Raw genomic sequence first — 15,070 nt, 5'->3', positions numbered from 1 at the left:
CTGGATCGCGGCAGCCGGGCCGCCGTCTCAGATGTTCAGCACGCTTCGGAGCTGGGCGAGCCCCCAGTCCAGGTCCTCCTTACTGATCACCAGCGGCGGGGCGATCCGGATGGTGGACCCATGGGTGTCCTTCACCAGCACTCCGAGATCCATCAGCCTCTCCGAGATCTCCCGGCCGGTGCCGAGCGCCGACGCGATGTCCACTCCGGCCCACAGCCCGCGACCGCGTACAGCCTCCACCGCACCGCTCCCCACCAGCAGCCCCAGTTCATGGTGGAGGTGATCACCCAACTCGGCCGCCCGCTGCTGGAACTCGCCGGTCCGCAGCATCGCGATGACTTCAAGAGCGACGGCGCACGCCAGCGGGTTTCCACCGAAGGTGGACCCGTGCTCGCCGGGCCGGAAGACACCCAGCACCTCCGCCGACGAGACGACCGCCGATACCGGCACCACCCCGCCGCCGAGCGCCTTGCCGAGGATGTACATGTCCGGCACCACACCCTCGTGCTCACAGGCGAAGGTCTTCCCGGTCCTGCCGAGCCCGGACTGGATCTCGTCGGCGATGAACAGCACGTTCCTGGCGCGCGTCAGCTCCCGTACGCCCGGCAGATAGCCGGCCGGCGGCACCAGCACTCCGGCCTCGCCCTGGATGGGTTCGAGCAGTACGGCCACGGTGTTGGCGTCGACAGCTGCTTCCAGGGCGGCCAGATCCCCGTACGGCACGATCTCGAATCCGGGGGTGTACGGGCCGTAGTCCGCTCTGGCCTCGGCATCCGTCGAGAAGCTGACGATGGTGGTCGTCCGGCCGTGGAAGTTGTTCTCGGCGACGACGATCTTCGCCTCTCCGTCCGGTACGCCCTTGACCTGGTATCCCCACTTGCGGGCGGTCTTCACCGCGGTCTCGACCGCCTCGGCCCCGGTGTTCATCGGCAGCACCATCTCCATGCCGCACAGCTCGGCGAGCTGGGTGGAGAAGTCGGCGAACCGGTCGTGGTGGAAGGCCCGGGAGGTGAGCGTGACCCGCTCCAGCTGGGCCTTGGCGGCGTCGATCAACCGGCGGTTCCCATGACCGAAGTTGAGCGCCGAGTAACCGGCGAGCATGTCGAGGTAACGGCGCCCCTCGACATCGGTCATCCACGCGCCGTCGGCAGACGCGACTACTACGGGCAGCGGGTGGTAGTTGTGCGCGCTGTGCGCTTCGGCGGAGGAGATCGATGTTTCCGTAACTGACACGGGTTCTCCGTTCTCAGGGCGTACGGCTTTTACGGCGTACGGGCCATACGGGCGCGGGTCCTACGGTGTTCGGGTCATCGTGTGCTCATTCCTATCGTCGGCCACGGCGGGCAGGAAGAAACCTTGTGGACCGGCGCGCCGGGTGGGTATGCGGTGCCGGGGCGTACCGCACGTCGATCCCGTCGGTGTCCGCCCCACCCGGCCCCCCGAACCAGTCGAGCCGGCTGCGCGCCCAGGCGCGGGCCCGTTCGAACCGGCCCGGCTCCGGAAGCCGTGCCGGGTCCCTGCTGGGAGCGGGCACCCCGTCCGCGATAATCCGCGCCAGCACCCGCTCGGCCATCGACTGCTCCGAATCCGAATCCGAATCCGACCACGGGTACGGTCCCGGTCCCGACTCCGATGCCGACGCTGGTGGCCCGGCCGGGCCGGTTGGCCTGGCTGACCCGCCCCGCTCTCCGTTTCCGCCCCGGCCCTCGAGCGCGCGGCCCAGGGCCCGCAGTTCCGCAGGGAGCCTTGGATCCGGATCACGCCGTCCGTACTCGCCCTTACCGCGCATGTCTCGCGTCACCCTTCACGCAGCTCGTGTTCCCCGTGCTTCCACCCTCGTCCGACTCCGGCGTATGACCGCCGTCCGGCGGCGGAAGCAGTTTGCTCAGCTTCTTCAAGGCGCGGTTCAGCCGTGACTTCACCGTGCCGCGCGGCCAGCCCAGCGCCTCCGCTGTCTCCGCCTCGTCCATTTCCAGCAGATAGCGGTACGTCACAGCCAGCCGCTGTTCGGTGCTCAGCCGGTCCAGCGCCCCGAGCAGCAGCGCCTTGCGTTCCTCCCGCAGCGCGGCCACCGCAGGATCCGCCGACTCCGGTATCAGCGGCTCCGCCTCAGTCATCGCGGCCTCGCGTCCCGCCGCGGACCGCTGCCGGACCGCCGAGCGCAGTGTGTTCCGCGTCTCGTTCATGACGATCCGCAGCAGCCAGGGGCGGAACGACGCGCCCGGCTTGAAGTGGTCCAGCGCCCTGTAGGCCTTGAAGAAGGCCGACTGCACCACGTCCTCCGCGTCCGCACCGGCCCCGAACGCGGCCGCCGCGCGCAGTGCGATTCCTGTGTACGCACGCACCAGCACGGCGTACGCCTGGGTATCTCCCGCCCGCACGCGCGCAATCACTCCGGCCTCGCCCATAGCCGTGGTCGCGCCTGTGTCTGTGCTCGTGCTTAGACCTGTGCCTGTGCCTGTGCCTGTGCCTGTGCGTGTGCGTGTGCCCGTGCTCGTGTCTGGGTCTCGGTCTGTTGTGCCTCTGTCTGTGGCCCCGTCGGCAACCGCGACGTGGCTCCCCTCCCGCGTTCTCACATCTTTCATACACCGCGCGACTGAGATCGGTTCCGCACCTGAGAGAATGCTGTACATGGCCTCAGACCGTCCCCGGGTGCTCTCCGGGATCCAGCCCACGTCAGGCTCGTTCCACCTCGGCAACTACCTCGGCGCCGTACGCCAGTGGGTAGCCCTGCAGGAGTCGCACGACGCGTACTACATGGTCGTCGACCTGCACGCGATCACCGTCCCGCAGGACCCCGCCGAGTTGCGGGCCAACACCCGGCTCGCGGTCGCTCAGCTCCTCGCGTCCGGCCTCGACCCCGATCGCTGCACGCTCTTCGTGCAGAGCCATGTGCCCGAGCACGCCCAGCTCGCCTGGGTCATGAACTGCCTGGCCGGGTTCGGCGAGGCCAGCCGGATGACCCAGTTCAAGGACAAGTCGGCCAGGCAGGGCGCCGACCGGGCGACCGTCGGCCTCTTCACGTATCCGATCCTCCAGGTCGCCGACATCCTGCTCTACCAGGCCAACCAGGTCCCCGTCGGTGAGGACCAGCGCCAGCACGTCGAGCTGACCCGCGACCTCGCGGACCGGTTCAACAGCCGGTTCGGTGCGACCTTCACGGTTCCGGAGCCGTACATCCTCGAGGAGACGGCGAAGATCTACGACCTCCAGGACCCCTCGGCCAAGATGAGCAAGTCGGCGGCCTCGCCCAAGGGCCTGATCAGCCTGCTCGATGAGCCGAAGGTCTCGGTGAAGAAGGTCAAGAGCGCGGTGACCGACACCGACACGGTGATCCGCTACGACCCCGTGGCGAAGCCCGGTGTGTCGAACCTGCTGACCATCAACTCCACGCTCACCGGCACGAGCATCGCCGACCTGGAGCAGCAGTACGAGGGCAAGATGTACGGCGCGCTCAAGACCGACCTCGCCGAGATCGTCGCCGACTTCGTCACACCGTTCCGGACCCGCACCCAGGAGTATCTGGACGACCCGGAGACGCTGGACTCCCTCCTCGCGAAGGGTGCGGAGAAGGCCCGTACGGTCGCCGCCGAGACACTGGCCCAGGCGTACGAGCGGATGGGGTTCCTGCCGGCCAAGCACTGACCCGGAGTCTGTGACCTTGGACTCTGGCCAGGCGGACGGGGGGCCGCCACACTGCTCGCATAATGGTCGGGCAGGCATCCGGAAGCATCCGACAGCGGAGGAGAACGACGTGGGGGCCGTAACGCTCGGCGTTTCGATCGCGGTCCCGGAGCCGTACGGCAGCCTGCTCCAGAAGCAGCGCGCGAGCTTCGGGGACTCTGCCGCGCACGGCATCCCGACCCACGTCACCCTCGTCCCGCCCACGGAGGCCGACTCCGCGTCGCTGCCCGCGATCGAGGCCCATCTCGCCTCGGTCGCGGCGGCGAACCGGGCCTTCCCGATGCGGCTGTTCGGGACGGGAACGTTCCGGCCCCTCTCACCTGTCGTCTTCGTCCAGGTGGTGACGGGCGGTTCGGCTTGTTCCTGGCTCCAGCAGCAGATCAGGGACCCTTCGGGGCCGCTGGTGCGCGAGCTCCAGTTCCCTTACCACCCTCATGTGACGGTCGCTCACGCCATCTCCGACGAGGAGATGGACCGGGCGTACGAGGCGCTCGCCGCCTTCGAGGCGACATGGACCTGCGGCTCCTTCGCGCTGTACGAGCAGGGGCCGGACGGCGTGTGGCGGAAGCTGCGTGAGTACGCGTTCGGCGGCGGGGGCGGCGTCGTCCCCGGACCGAGCGTCTCCCGCGAAGCACCCACGGCGCCGTCCCTGCCCTAATGTCTTTCGTTTGAATCAGGCCGACAGCTGCCGGATCAGACCGGGAGCCGCCTGAACAGCGGTCGCGGGACGTGCCGCAGGGCCGACATCACCACCCGCAGGGTGCCCGGCACCCAGACCGTCTCCGACCGGCGGCGCAGGCCCGTCTCGATGGCCAGCGCCACCGCCTCCGGCGTGGTGGCCAGGGGAGCCTCCTCCAGCCCCGCCGTCATCTTCGAGCGTACGAAGCCCGGGCGCACCACCATCACATGGACGCCGGTCCCGTGCAGCGCGTCGCCGAGTCCCTGGGCGAAGGCGTCGAGGCCCGCCTTGCTCGACCCGTAGATGAAGTTGGCCCTGCGGGCACGCTCGCCCGCCACCGACGAGAGCACCACCAGCGAACCGTGGCCCTGCCCTTGGAGTGCCTTGGCGCAGATCAGACCCGCGGAGACCGCCCCCGTGTAGTTGGTCTGCGCGACCCGGACCGCCGACAGCGGGGCGCTCTCGTCGCGGGCCTGATCGCCCAGCAGCCCGAAGGCGAGCAGCACCATGTCGATGTCGCCCTCCGCGAACACCTTGCCCAGTGTCTCCTCGTGGGAGTCCGGGGCCAGGGCGTCGAAGGCGGCCGTACGTACCTCGGCGCCCAGGGTGCGGAGGTGGGCGGCGGCCGCGTCGAGCGCGGGGGAGGGGCGTCCGGCGAGCCAGACCGTCTTCGTGCGGCGGGTCACCAGGCGGCGGGCCGTGGCGAGGGCGATCTCGGACGTACCTCCGAGGATCAGCAGGGACTGGGGGGCACCGAAAGCGTCTTTCATGGCTGCTTCCTCGGGGTCGGGGATGGGGGCGGAGATATTGGGTGGCGTCGGGGGCGGTTGCCGGGGGCCAGGTGGCTCTCGGCTGGGTGTGCGTCCCGTCAGAGGGCGAGGCGGCGGGAGAGGTCCGACGTGAAGACCGCGCCCGGATCCAGTTCGGCGCGCAGCGCCCGGAAGTCGGCAAGCCGGGGGTACATCGCGGCCAGCAGATCCGGGCGCAGCCGGGAGTCCTTCGCCAGGTAGACACGGCCGCCCGCCTCGGCCACCTCCTCGTCCAGCGTGTCGAGGAACGCCCCGAGTCCGCTGAGGTTCGCCGGGATGTCCAGCGCGAGCGTCCACCCCGGCACCGGGAAGGAGAGCCAGCCGGGGTCCGCATCGCCGAAGCGCTTCAGCACCGCCAGGAACGAGGGGCAGCCGCGCCGGGAGATGCGCCGGACGATCCGGCGCAGGGTCTCCTCCTGCCCGTACCCGACGGCGAACTGGTACTGGACGAAACCGCCGCGCCCGTAGATCCGGTTCCAGTGCGGGACCCCGTCGAGCGGGTGGAAGAAGGTGGCGAGCCGCTGGATCTGTCCGGTACGCAGCCGTGGCGCCCTGCGGTACCAGAGTTCGTTGAAGAGCGAGACGGAGGTGCGGCCCAGCAGTCCCTCCGGGACGAAGGACGGGGGCGCGGGGAGTGTGGCGGGGCGGAAGGCCAGCGGTGCGCGCCGCAGGCGTGCGGGGAGCGCGTCCAGCGGCGCGTGGTCGCCACGGGTCAGGACCGAGCGCCCGGTGGCCGCGCCCCGTGCCAGCAGGTCGATCCAGGCCACCGAGTAGCGGTAGCGGTGGTCGGTGGCCGTGAGACGGGCCATCAGGTCGTCGAGGTCCGTGGCCCGCTCGGTGTCCACCGACATCAAGGACGTCCGCACCGGCAGGAGCTGGACCGCCGCGCTGAGGATGGCGCCGGTCAGCCCCATCCCACCGGCCGTCGCGTCGAAGAGCGCGGTGCCCGGGACGGTCGTGTGCACCGTGCCGTCCGCCGTCAGCAGCTCCATCGAACGCACATGGCGGGAGAAGGAGCCCGACACATGGTGGTTCTTGCCGTGGATGTCGGCGCCGATCGCGCCGCCCACCGTGACGTACCTGGTGCCCGGGGTCACCGGCACGAACCAGCCCAGCGGCAGCAGCACCTCCATCAGCCGGTGCAGGCTCACTCCCGCGTCGCAGACCACGACCCCGGCCTCCGCGTCGATGGAGTGGATCCGGTCGAGGCCGGTCATGTCGAGCACCACGCCGCCCGCGTTCTGTGCGGCATCGCCGTACGCCCGGCCGAGGCCGCGGGGGATCGAGCCGCGCGCCCCGCATCCGAGCACCGCTGCCGCCGCCTCCTCGTACGTACGCGGACGGACCAGCAGCGACGTCGTCGGTGCGGTGCGGCCCCAGCCGGTCACCGAGCCCACGGAACTCATGGCACGCAGGGAGCGCACCGGACTCGCGGAGCGGACCGGAATCACGGGGCCCGCCGTGCTCACGGGCGTGGTGGCGCGCACTGACGCGGTGGTTTCGGCAGACATGGAGTAGACCGTATCGCCCGAATACGCGGGGAAATGGGTGATTGAGGGAGTGTCAACCAGTATGGCCGTGATTATCGGGCAATGTCATATAAGAGCCTTCCCGCCGTGGTGAGGGCCGTGCACACCGAGCAGCGGAGAGGGGTGAGGGAGTGCGGTCCATAGAAACAGTGCGATCCATGGAGACAGTAGTGACGTCCACGGACACAGTGCCGACCATAGAATCGGTGCCGTCGACAGGCACAGTGCCGTCCACAGATGCGGCGCCGGCCACAGACACAGCGCCCCCCATAGAAACAGCGCCGTCCACAGAGACACCGTGGTCCATAGCAGTCGATCGCCGGCTCCTGTCGGCGATGCGCGGCTTCGGTACGGATCGACGGGTGGGCGGCGCCGCGCGTCTCCTCTCCTTCAGCGGTGAACACGGTGCGCTCTGGCTCGCCGCCGGGATCACCTGCGCGGTCGCCGACCGCGAGCGGCGCGCCGCCTGGCTGCGGGCCACCGCGCTGGTCGGCACGGCCCATCTCGCGAGCATGTGCGTCAAACGGGTGGTGCGCCGCCCCCGCCCCCGGCTCGCCGCCCGGCTCCCGCTCGTACGCACCGCGGGCCGGTACTCCTTCCCCAGCTCGCACGCCTCGTCAGCGACGGCCGCCGCCGTCGCCTTCGGTGCGCTGCGCCCGGCGGGCCGCCGCCTCGTCACGCCGCTCGCCGCCGCGATGTGTGTGTCCCGGCTGGTCGTAGGCGTCCACTACCCGACCGATGTCGCCGCAGGCGCCCTGCTCGGCGGGGTCACCGCCGGACTCGGTGCGAAATGGATGCGAGGCGCCCATGTCCGATCTCTCTGATCTCTCTGACGTCTCCCGGATCACCCAGCTCCCCCCGCCGCCCGAGCGCGGCGCCGCCGCACAGGTGCCGCCGGGACCCCCGCCCCTCGCCGTTCCCGGCGGCGGACACGGTGCGCTCGCGCTGCCGCTGGGACTGCTCAGGACCGCCCGCCCCCGTCAATGGGTCAAGAACGTCTTGGTCGCCGCCGCGCCCGCCGCCGCCGGTGAACCGCTCTCCCGGGGCGCGGTCACCCAACTGGGGCTCATATTCGTGCTGTTCACGGCCGCGGCATCCTCCGTATACCTGGTCAACGACGCCCGGGACGCCGAGGCCGACCGGGCCCATCCGGTCAAGTGCCGGCGCCCGGTGGCGGCGGGGCAGGTGCCCGTGCCCGTCGCGTACGCCGCGGGAGCGCTGCTCGCCGTGGCGACCGCCGCCGCCGCTGTCGTCTTCTGCAACGACATGACGGCCGCGCTGCTCTCCGCGTACATCGCGATGCAACTCGCCTACTGCGTCAGCCTGAAGCATGTCCTGGTCGTCGACCTGACCGTGGTGACCACCGGATTCCTGATGCGCGCGATGATCGGCGGGGTGGCGCTCGGTATCCCGCTCTCGCGCTGGTTCCTGATCACCGCCGGGTTCGGCGCGCTCTTCATGGTCGGCGCCAAGCGCTACTCCGAGGCCGTCCAGATGGAGGGCGACGGGCGGACCCGCGCGCTGCTCTCCGAGTACACCACCGGATATCTGCGCTTCGTCTGGCAGTTGGCGGCCGGTGTCGCGGTGCTCGCGTACTGCCTCTGGGCCATGGAGAGCAGCGGCCCGCCCGGTGTGGGCCTGCTGCCCTGGCGGCAGCTGTCGATGGTCCCGTTCATCCTGTCCATCCTCCGGTACGCGGTCTTCGCCGACCGTGGCACCGCCGGCGCCCCGGAGGACGTCATCCTGGGCGACCGCGCGCTCGCCGTGATCGGCGTCGTCTGGATCGCCATGTACGGCCTCGCGGTCGCCCGGCTGTGAGGGCCGGGGGAGGGGAGGGCGGCGAAGGGTGACGAGTGACGAGTGAGAGGCGATACGGGAGGGCCGGGCCGTGACCATCAGCCGCCGTGAGATAGCGGGCTTCGCGCTCGCCGGGAGCTGTGCCTACGCCGTCGACCTCGGCCTCTTCGTCTGGCTGCGGGGCGTCGCGGGCTGGGGCCCGATCACCGCCAAGTCGGTGTCCTTCCTGGCCGGCTGTACGGTCGCGTACCTCGGCAACGCCTTCGGCACGTACCGGGGGCGGCGGGTCGGCTGGCGCGGGTACACGGTCTTCTTCGGGGTGAACATCGCCGGCGCGGCCGTCCAGTTGCTCTGCCTGGCAGTGTCGCACTACTGCTTCGGGCTGACGTCCCCGCGCGCGGACACCGTCTCCGGAGCGGTCGTCGGCATGGCACTCGCCACCTGCCTGCGCTTCTGGGGGACACGGAGGCTGGTATTCCGCTCCGAGGGTAGGCGCACGCCATGGACTGGCTGACGAAGCTCCCCGTTATCGGCCCCTGGGCGGCCCGGCTGACGCGTACGCATGCCTGGCGCGCGTACGAGACCCTCGTCCGGGTGCACTGGAGCAGGCTGGCGGCGGCGATCACCTTTGTCAGTTTTCTGGCGCTCTTCCCGCTGATCACCGTCGCCGCCGCGATCGGCGCCGCCCTGCTCAGCCAGTCCCAACTGCACGCCATGCAGAACGCGCTGTCCCGCCAGGTGCCCGGCATCTCGGATCAGCTGGACCTCAACTCGCTGGTGCAGAACGCGGGTACGGTCGGCGTCGTCGCAGGGGCGCTGTTGCTCTTCACCGGTATCGGCTGGGTCGCCTCGATGCGGGACTGCCTGCGCGCGGTGTGGGAGCTCGACAACGCGGACCAGGGCAACGCCATCGTGCGCAAGCTCAAGGACGGCGTGATCCTGCTCGGGACGGGCGGCGCCGTACTCGTCTCGGCCGGCGCGTCGGCCGTCGGTTCGAGCGCGGTCAGCTGGACGGCCGGGCAGACCGGCATCGCGGACACCGGCTGGGGCGGCGCGCTCCTCCAGGGCGTGGCGTTCGCGCTGGCCGTCCTCGCCGACTTCCTGGTGCTCCTGTACGTACTGACCCTGCTGCCCGGCGTCGAGCCTCCCCGCCGCAGGCTGATCACCGCCGGGCTGATCGGCGCCCTCGGCTTCGAACTGCTCAAGCTGCTGCTCAGCGGCTATATGCGGGGCGTCGCGTCGAAGAGCATGTACGGCGCCTTCGGCGTCCCCGTCGCGCTGCTGCTGTGGATCAGCTTCACCGTGAAGCTGCTGCTCTACTGCGCGGCCTGGACCGCGACGGGGCACGCCGACGAGGAAGAGATCAGCGACGTGGAGAACGTCGTACCAGACCCGGCAGCGGCCAGCGCCGGTGCACCAGGAACACCCCGGCCGCCAACAGGAGCAACGCCCCTGCGCTGATCGCCAGGGCTGTGCCGATCCCGGTGGAGCCGCCCTCCTCTGCCGCGGCGGCCTTGTCGCTTCCGGTGGCCCGGGCGCCGCCCTTGCCGGCGTGCGTGGCTCCGCCGCCCTTCGCCGTCCCGCCGGAGCCGGCCGCCGCGGAACTGGCCGGAGCGACCAGCTCGCCGACCGGTGTGACCTTGCCCTCCGAGGCGAAGCCCCAGTCGAGCAGCCGCGCAGCCTCCTTGTAGACCGCGTGGCTCTCGGCCGAGCTGGGCTTCATGACGGTGACGAGAAGCACATGACCGTTGCGTTCGGCGACCGCGGTGTAGGTGGCGCCGGCGTGCGTGGTGTTGCCGTTCTTCACACCCGCGATGCCCTTGTACTGGCTCACGCCGTCGGCGCCGGTCAGCAGGCGGTTGGTGTTCTGGATCCCGAAGGTCTCGCGCTTCTTGCCCTTCTTCTTCATGCCGGGGAACTGCGCGGTCGCCGTCGAGCAGTAGGTGCGGAAGTCCTTCTTCTGCAGGCCGCTGCGGGCGAACAGCGTCAGGTCGTACGCGCTGGAGACCTGGCCCGGGGCGTCGTACCCGTCCGGCGACACCACGTGGGTGTCGAGCGCCTGGAGGTCGTCGGCGTGCGCCTGCATGTCGCGGACGGTCTTCGGCACGCCCTCGTTCATCGCAGCCAGCACGTGCACCGCGTCGTTCCCGGAGCGCAGGAAGACCCCGAGCCACAGGTCATGGACCGTGTAGGTGAGGTTCTCCTTGATACCGACCAGGCTGCTGCCCTCACCCATGCCGGCGAGGTCGGACGGCAGCACCTTGCGGGTCTCGGTCGCCGGGAACTTCGGCAGGAGGGTGTCCGCGAGCAGCATCTTGAGTGTGGAGGCCGGGGCCAGTCTCCGGTGCGCGTCGTGCGAGGCGAGGACGGCACCGGACTCGGCGTCGGCGACGATCCAGGACTCTCCGGAGAGATCCTTCGGCAGCACCGGCGCACCGGGGCCGAGCTGCACCTGGGTGCCTGTCCGGCCGAGACGCGCCCCGCCGATCTGCGACCGTGCGGTCTTCGAGGGGCCCGAGGTCTTCGAGTGCTCCGAACCCTCCGAGGTCCCGGTGGCGGACGGTCTCTGGCCCGGAGCTGCCGCGGCCGACGCGGGCACGGCGCAGAGGGCGGGCAGCAACGCGGCGGCTATGACCGTCAGTACGGTCCTTTTCGCGGTCTTATCAACGGCAGGCACGCTGGTGAAAGTACAGGCAGACCACGGTGGACCGACAGCGCGGGCCGGACGAAAGATCACGTTGCCTGCCGCGGCACTAGGCGGCCCGGCGGTGGGCGCGGACGCCCCGGAGGCCGATCGCACCGATGACCGTGCCCAGGATGAACGAGACGATGGCCAGCGTCAGGTGGATCCACAGATAGGCCGTGGGCTTGCCGCCGTCGAACGCGAGCCCGCTCGCGTCCTTGAAGAGGTTCTTCGCGAAGGTCACCCAGACCACCCACGACCACACTCCGAACGCTGTGAGGAACCAGGAGGCGGTGCGGTTGAGTTTCATGGGTCGTCGTCCTTCGAAGCCGGTGGGGGGCGTTCCTGCCAGTATGTGATGCCTGCCCGCGCGGCCTGCCGAGGGGGGTGCACCCTGCGGCACGGAGCCCCTTCCGGAGCGCTTCCCACAGCCCCTCGGGAGCACGGACCCGCAGGCCGGGGGCGTGCGGCGGCCTGTTGTGACGCTCTCTGCGAGCCCCTCATGAAGGTTGCCTAACAACTTGGCCCACGTGAAGATTTTCTCTTCCACTTGTGAATTTCGTGTGGTTGGGTTGGCGCCGACTTGGGTCTGACGTGCGCCGGTCCGCGCGTCCACGGGGTGGGTTGAGGGGAACAGCACAATGCGTTCGATCCGCATGCGGATTCTGGTCATATGCGTCGTTCTGGCGTGTGCCGGTGTCGGCGCCTGGCAGCTGCTGCCGGGCGACGGCGGGAAGAAGAAGCCGATCGTCATCGGGACCACCGACGTCGTCTCGTCGCTGGACCCGGCCCAGGCCTACGACGCCGGTTCGTGGGCCCTCTACAACTCGCTCTACCAGTCGCTGATGACGTTCAACGTCGGTTCCTCCACCCCGGTGCCGGACGCGGCGAGCAGCTGTGAGTTCACCGATGACGCCCTGCGTACCTTCAGCTGCACCATGCGTGACGGCCTGACGTTCTCGAACGGCGACAAGGTCACGGCGGAAGATGCCGCGTTCTCGTTCAACCGTGTCCTGCGCATGAAGGGGAACGGCCCCGCACCGCTCTACCCCACGCTCAAGAACGTCGACGTGTCGGGCAACAAGGTCGTCTTCCACCTCAAGGCCCGCGACGCCACCTTCGCCTCGAAGATCGCGACAGGCGGCGGCGCCATCGTCGACCACACCGCGTACCCGGCGAACAAGGGGCGCAAGGGCAGTACGGTGGTGGGCTCCGGGCCGTACGTGCTGAAGTCCTACAAGAGTGGCGTCAGCGCGCTTCTGGAGCCGAACCCGCAGTACAAGGGCGCCATCAAGAAGACCGGCGTACCGGTCGAGATCCGCTACTTCAAGCAGCCCGCCCAGCTCGACGCCGCCTGGAAGCACAAGGACATCGACGTCGCGCACCGGGTGATGACCCCCGCGACGCTGACGAAGCTCTCGCCCAGTGACCCGGACGCCCATGTCACCGAGGCGACCGGCAGCGAGGTCCGCAACCTGGTCCTCAACGTCCGCAAGGGTTCGGCGTTCGCGGACACCGGGGTGCGCCGGGCCGCGGCCGATCTGGTCGACCGCGCGCAGCTGTCCGAGAAGGTCTACAACGGCACGGTCGAACCGCTCTACTCGCTGATTCCGCAGGGTTTCACCGGTCACACCACCGCGTTCTTCGACGCCTACCCGAAGGTCGATGAGGCTGCTGCCAGGCAGCTGCTCCAGCAGGCCGGTGTGCAGACCCCGGTGGCCTTCACGTACGCGTACTCCAGCACGAGCGTCACCGACGACGAGGCCCGGACGCTGAAGACGCAGCTGGAGAAGGGCGGCCTCTTCAAGGTGAAGCTCAAGGGGATGACGGACTGGACGAAGTTCCAGGACGACTACCGGCTCGGCAAGTTCGACGCGTACGCCGTCGGCTGGATCGCGGACTATCCGGACGCCGACAACTACGCGCAGCCGCTGGTCGGTACCGGCAACAGCCTCTTCAACGGCTACAGCAGCAAGGACGTCGACCGGCTGATCGGCCGCACCCAGCAGTACACCGACCGGGGCAGGACCGCCGACGACTTCAAGGCGCTGCAGGACGATGTCGCGCAGGACGTACCACTGATCCCGCTCTGGCAGCGCAAGGACTATGTGCTGACCAGCAAAGACGTGTCGGGCGGGCAGTACCTCGCCGACGGGACGGGCGTCTGGCGGATCTGGGAACTCGGCTGGCTGTAGCGGCCGGCGGGACCGCGCGGCGGAGGAACGGGCGGTCCCGCCGGTCAGGACCGTTTGCGGGCCGTCGCCGTTTCGGCCATGCCCGGCAGGAAGTCCGTGAACAGCTCGTGCACCTCATGGACCAGCGGTCGCAGCGCCCGGAAGCGGGCCAGCGCGATGCCCCTGGTGGTGAGCCGCGCTCCGCGCCCGGCGAGCCGTCTGCTGCGCTCCCGCTCGGGTGACCGGTCGAAGACCCAGTACAGGACCAGTCCCATCTGGGACAGCCACATCAACTCCGGCAGTACGTCGGCCAGTTCGCCGGGGATCTTCGCCTTGGCGCCCGCCAGTACCTCTCGGTGGATCGAGATGGCCGTCTCGCGGGCGGCCTCCGACTCCACCGAGAAGGGGCTGAGCGGGCTCTCGGGGTCGGCCGCGTTCTTGAAGAACTGGGCGGCGAACTCGTGGTAGGGCGCCGCGACATCGAGCCAGGCCGTCAGGACCCCGGTGAGCCGCTTCTCCAGATCGGTCTCGTGGTCGAGCACATCGCGCACCGCCGCCCGGTGCTCCGCGCCGATGCGGTCGTAGAACCCCTGGATCAGGTGTTCCTTGCCGGCGAAGTAGTAGTACGCGTTCCCGACGGAGACGCCCGCCTCCCGGGCGATGACCCGCATCGTCGTCTTGTCGTAACCGCGCTCCTGGAAGAGCCGGAGCGCGGTTTCGAGGATGAGCGTCCGGGTCTGCTCGCTCTTGGCAGGCTTCGCATCAGTCACGGTGCCCGAGCCTAACCGGGGACCGCGCACCGCTCACCGCAGGGCGGCGCTGTGACGTCGCGGTACTTGGCCGCGGTGAGCATCGCGACCCTGACGAAGGGCGCGCCCGCGGGGGTGGACAGCCAGTGGGCTTTGGGCCGGTGGGCGGCGAGCGCCCACAGGCAGACGATCCAGGCGGCCGGTCCGCGGTAGATCTGGCCCCGGTCGCCGATCACGGTGATCTCCTCCAGGGTGCTTCCGTGGTCCAGCCCGGGGAACCGCTCCATGGCCTCGGCTGACGCGGCCGGCACCAGGTCGAGCGGTACGAGCTGGCGCTGCCCGCGCAGCCAGTGCCGCAGATGGACACAGAGCGGGCACCGGGCGTCGTACAGCACGGTCAGTCTCCTGACGGGGGTGGTGTCCCTCATCGCGGTTCAGGCCCCGGCAGTCGGCGCGACCCAGCCCTGCGGCGGCACCGGCGGAGTCTGCTCGCGGTCCATGATGCCGCGCCGGCGGAACTTGTTGAGCGCGTAGACGTTGCCGAGGTGCATCGCGCCGAGGACCAGCAGGACCACGCCCAGCTTCGTCGACAGCGCCTCGAAGATTCCCCTGGCGTCGGTGACGGTGCTGCCGTCCTGCAGATACAGGGCCACGAATCCCAGGTTGACCAGGTAGAACCCCACCACGAGCAGGTGGTTGACGGCCTCGGCGAGCTTCTCGTTCCCCTTGAGCACATCGGCGAGGAAGACCCGCCCGTGATGGCTGAGCGTCCGGGCCACCCAGACGGTCAGCCCGACGCTGATGACGAGGTAGATGACGTACGCGACAACTGTGAGGTCCATGCCCCACCCTCCTTTGAACGCGTTCAAAAGCTGATGTCATGGACTGTAGCCCTTCTTTTGAACATGTTCAATACGAGGGTGCGCCGCTGAACTCCCACCTCCGGACGGGCACATGGCTGCGGGT

16 protein-coding genes are annotated in these 15,070 nt (G+C 69.7%); 7 read left to right on the top strand and 9 right to left on the bottom strand.

Annotated features, from left to right (window positions below):
* Positions 1-27: 27 nt before the first annotated feature.
* Both rocD and OG452_RS12795 read right to left on the bottom strand, forming a co-directional pair.
* Positions 28-1,233 carry an ornithine--oxo-acid transaminase gene (gene rocD / locus OG452_RS12800; RefSeq protein ID WP_327295761.1) on the bottom strand — a complete coding sequence of 402 codons (1,206 nt, stop codon included), beginning with the start codon at positions 1,231-1,233 and terminating at the stop codon, positions 28-30.
* A 545-nt stretch (positions 1,234-1,778) separates the two neighbouring features.
* On the bottom strand, positions 1,779-2,393 hold the full coding sequence (locus OG452_RS12795; RefSeq protein WP_327299605.1) for an RNA polymerase sigma factor: 615 nt from the start codon (positions 2,391-2,393) through the stop codon (positions 1,779-1,781).
* A gap of 238 nt (positions 2,394-2,631) precedes the next feature.
* Here OG452_RS12795 and trpS point away from each other — a divergent pair, with 238 nt between their 5' ends.
* Together trpS and OG452_RS12785 are read left to right on the top strand one after the other, a co-directional pair.
* Positions 2,632-3,645 (top strand): tryptophan--tRNA ligase, encoded by a 1,014-nt coding sequence (gene trpS, locus OG452_RS12790; RefSeq protein WP_327295760.1) that lies wholly within the window; start codon positions 2,632-2,634, stop codon positions 3,643-3,645.
* Positions 3,646-3,754: 109 nt separating this feature from the next.
* A complete protein-coding gene (locus OG452_RS12785) occupies positions 3,755-4,342 on the top strand; it encodes a 2'-5' RNA ligase family protein (protein ID WP_327295759.1) in 588 nt (195 codons plus the stop codon).
* A gap of 35 nt (positions 4,343-4,377) precedes the next feature.
* Here the strand turns inward: OG452_RS12785 and OG452_RS12780 are convergent, their stop codons facing one another.
* Complete coding sequence (locus tag OG452_RS12780) at positions 4,378-5,133, bottom strand: decaprenylphospho-beta-D-erythro-pentofuranosid-2-ulose 2-reductase (protein WP_327295758.1); 756 nt, start codon at positions 5,131-5,133, stop codon at positions 4,378-4,380.
* A 98-nt stretch (positions 5,134-5,231) separates the two neighbouring features.
* A complete protein-coding gene (locus tag OG452_RS12775; protein ID WP_327299604.1) occupies positions 5,232-6,578 on the bottom strand; it encodes an FAD-binding oxidoreductase in 1,347 nt (448 codons plus the stop codon).
* A 458-nt stretch (positions 6,579-7,036) separates the two neighbouring features.
* Here OG452_RS12775 and OG452_RS12770 point away from each other — a divergent pair, with 458 nt between their 5' ends.
* The 4 genes from OG452_RS12770 to OG452_RS12755 all read left to right on the top strand — a co-directional run bounded on the left by OG452_RS12770 (position 7,037) and on the right by OG452_RS12755 (position 9,959).
* Positions 7,037-7,525, top strand: a complete 489-nt coding sequence (locus tag OG452_RS12770) for a phosphatase PAP2 family protein (RefSeq protein WP_327295757.1) — start codon at positions 7,037-7,039, stop codon at positions 7,523-7,525.
* Positions 7,509-8,519 (top strand): decaprenyl-phosphate phosphoribosyltransferase, encoded by a 1,011-nt coding sequence (locus OG452_RS12765; RefSeq protein WP_327295756.1) that lies wholly within the window; start codon positions 7,509-7,511, stop codon positions 8,517-8,519. Before OG452_RS12770 ends, OG452_RS12765 begins: the two co-directional genes overlap by 17 nt.
* A 70-nt stretch (positions 8,520-8,589) precedes the next feature.
* Positions 8,590-9,012 (top strand): GtrA family protein, encoded by a 423-nt coding sequence (locus OG452_RS12760; RefSeq protein ID WP_327295755.1) that lies wholly within the window; start codon positions 8,590-8,592, stop codon positions 9,010-9,012.
* A complete protein-coding gene (locus OG452_RS12755; RefSeq protein ID WP_327295754.1) occupies positions 9,000-9,959 on the top strand; it encodes a YihY/virulence factor BrkB family protein in 960 nt (319 codons plus the stop codon). Before OG452_RS12760 ends, OG452_RS12755 begins: the two co-directional genes overlap by 13 nt.
* Here the strand turns inward: OG452_RS12755 and OG452_RS12750 are convergent.
* Together OG452_RS12750 and OG452_RS12745 are read right to left on the bottom strand one after the other, a co-directional pair.
* On the bottom strand, positions 9,862-11,175 hold the full coding sequence (locus OG452_RS12750) for a D-alanyl-D-alanine carboxypeptidase family protein (protein ID WP_327295753.1): 1,314 nt from the start codon (positions 11,173-11,175) through the stop codon (positions 9,862-9,864). The genes OG452_RS12755 and OG452_RS12750 overlap by 98 nt on opposite strands.
* Before the next feature lie 76 nt (positions 11,176-11,251).
* Positions 11,252-11,491 (bottom strand): SCO4848 family membrane protein, encoded by a 240-nt coding sequence (locus OG452_RS12745; protein WP_327295752.1) that lies wholly within the window; start codon positions 11,489-11,491, stop codon positions 11,252-11,254.
* Between the two features lie 331 nt (positions 11,492-11,822).
* Here OG452_RS12745 and OG452_RS12740 point away from each other — a divergent pair, with 331 nt between their 5' ends.
* A complete protein-coding gene (locus tag OG452_RS12740; protein WP_327295751.1) occupies positions 11,823-13,376 on the top strand; it encodes an ABC transporter substrate-binding protein in 1,554 nt (517 codons plus the stop codon).
* A 44-nt stretch (positions 13,377-13,420) separates the two neighbouring features.
* On the opposite strand, the gene OG452_RS12735 is transcribed toward OG452_RS12740, so the two are convergent.
* From OG452_RS12735 to OG452_RS12725, 3 genes are read right to left on the bottom strand one after another with little or no spacing between them, the layout of a single operon-like run.
* Positions 13,421-14,125: a TetR/AcrR family transcriptional regulator gene (locus OG452_RS12735; protein WP_327295750.1), complete on the bottom strand. Its 705-nt coding sequence runs from the start codon at positions 14,123-14,125 to the stop codon at positions 13,421-13,423.
* Positions 14,126-14,136: 11 nt separating this feature from the next.
* Positions 14,137-14,532, bottom strand: a complete 396-nt coding sequence (locus OG452_RS12730) for a thiol-disulfide oxidoreductase DCC family protein (RefSeq protein ID WP_327295749.1) — start codon at positions 14,530-14,532, stop codon at positions 14,137-14,139.
* A 6-nt stretch (positions 14,533-14,538) separates the two neighbouring features.
* Complete coding sequence (locus OG452_RS12725; protein ID WP_327295748.1) at positions 14,539-14,946, bottom strand: hypothetical protein; 408 nt, start codon at positions 14,944-14,946, stop codon at positions 14,539-14,541.
* Positions 14,947-15,070: the final 124 nt, after the last annotated feature.

The organism is Streptomyces sp. NBC_01197, assembly GCF_036010505.1.
Classification (GTDB): domain Bacteria; phylum Actinomycetota; class Actinomycetes; order Streptomycetales; family Streptomycetaceae; genus Streptomyces.
Note: the sequence above shows the minus strand (reverse complement) of the source record. Positions and strands in the feature narration are given on the sequence as shown.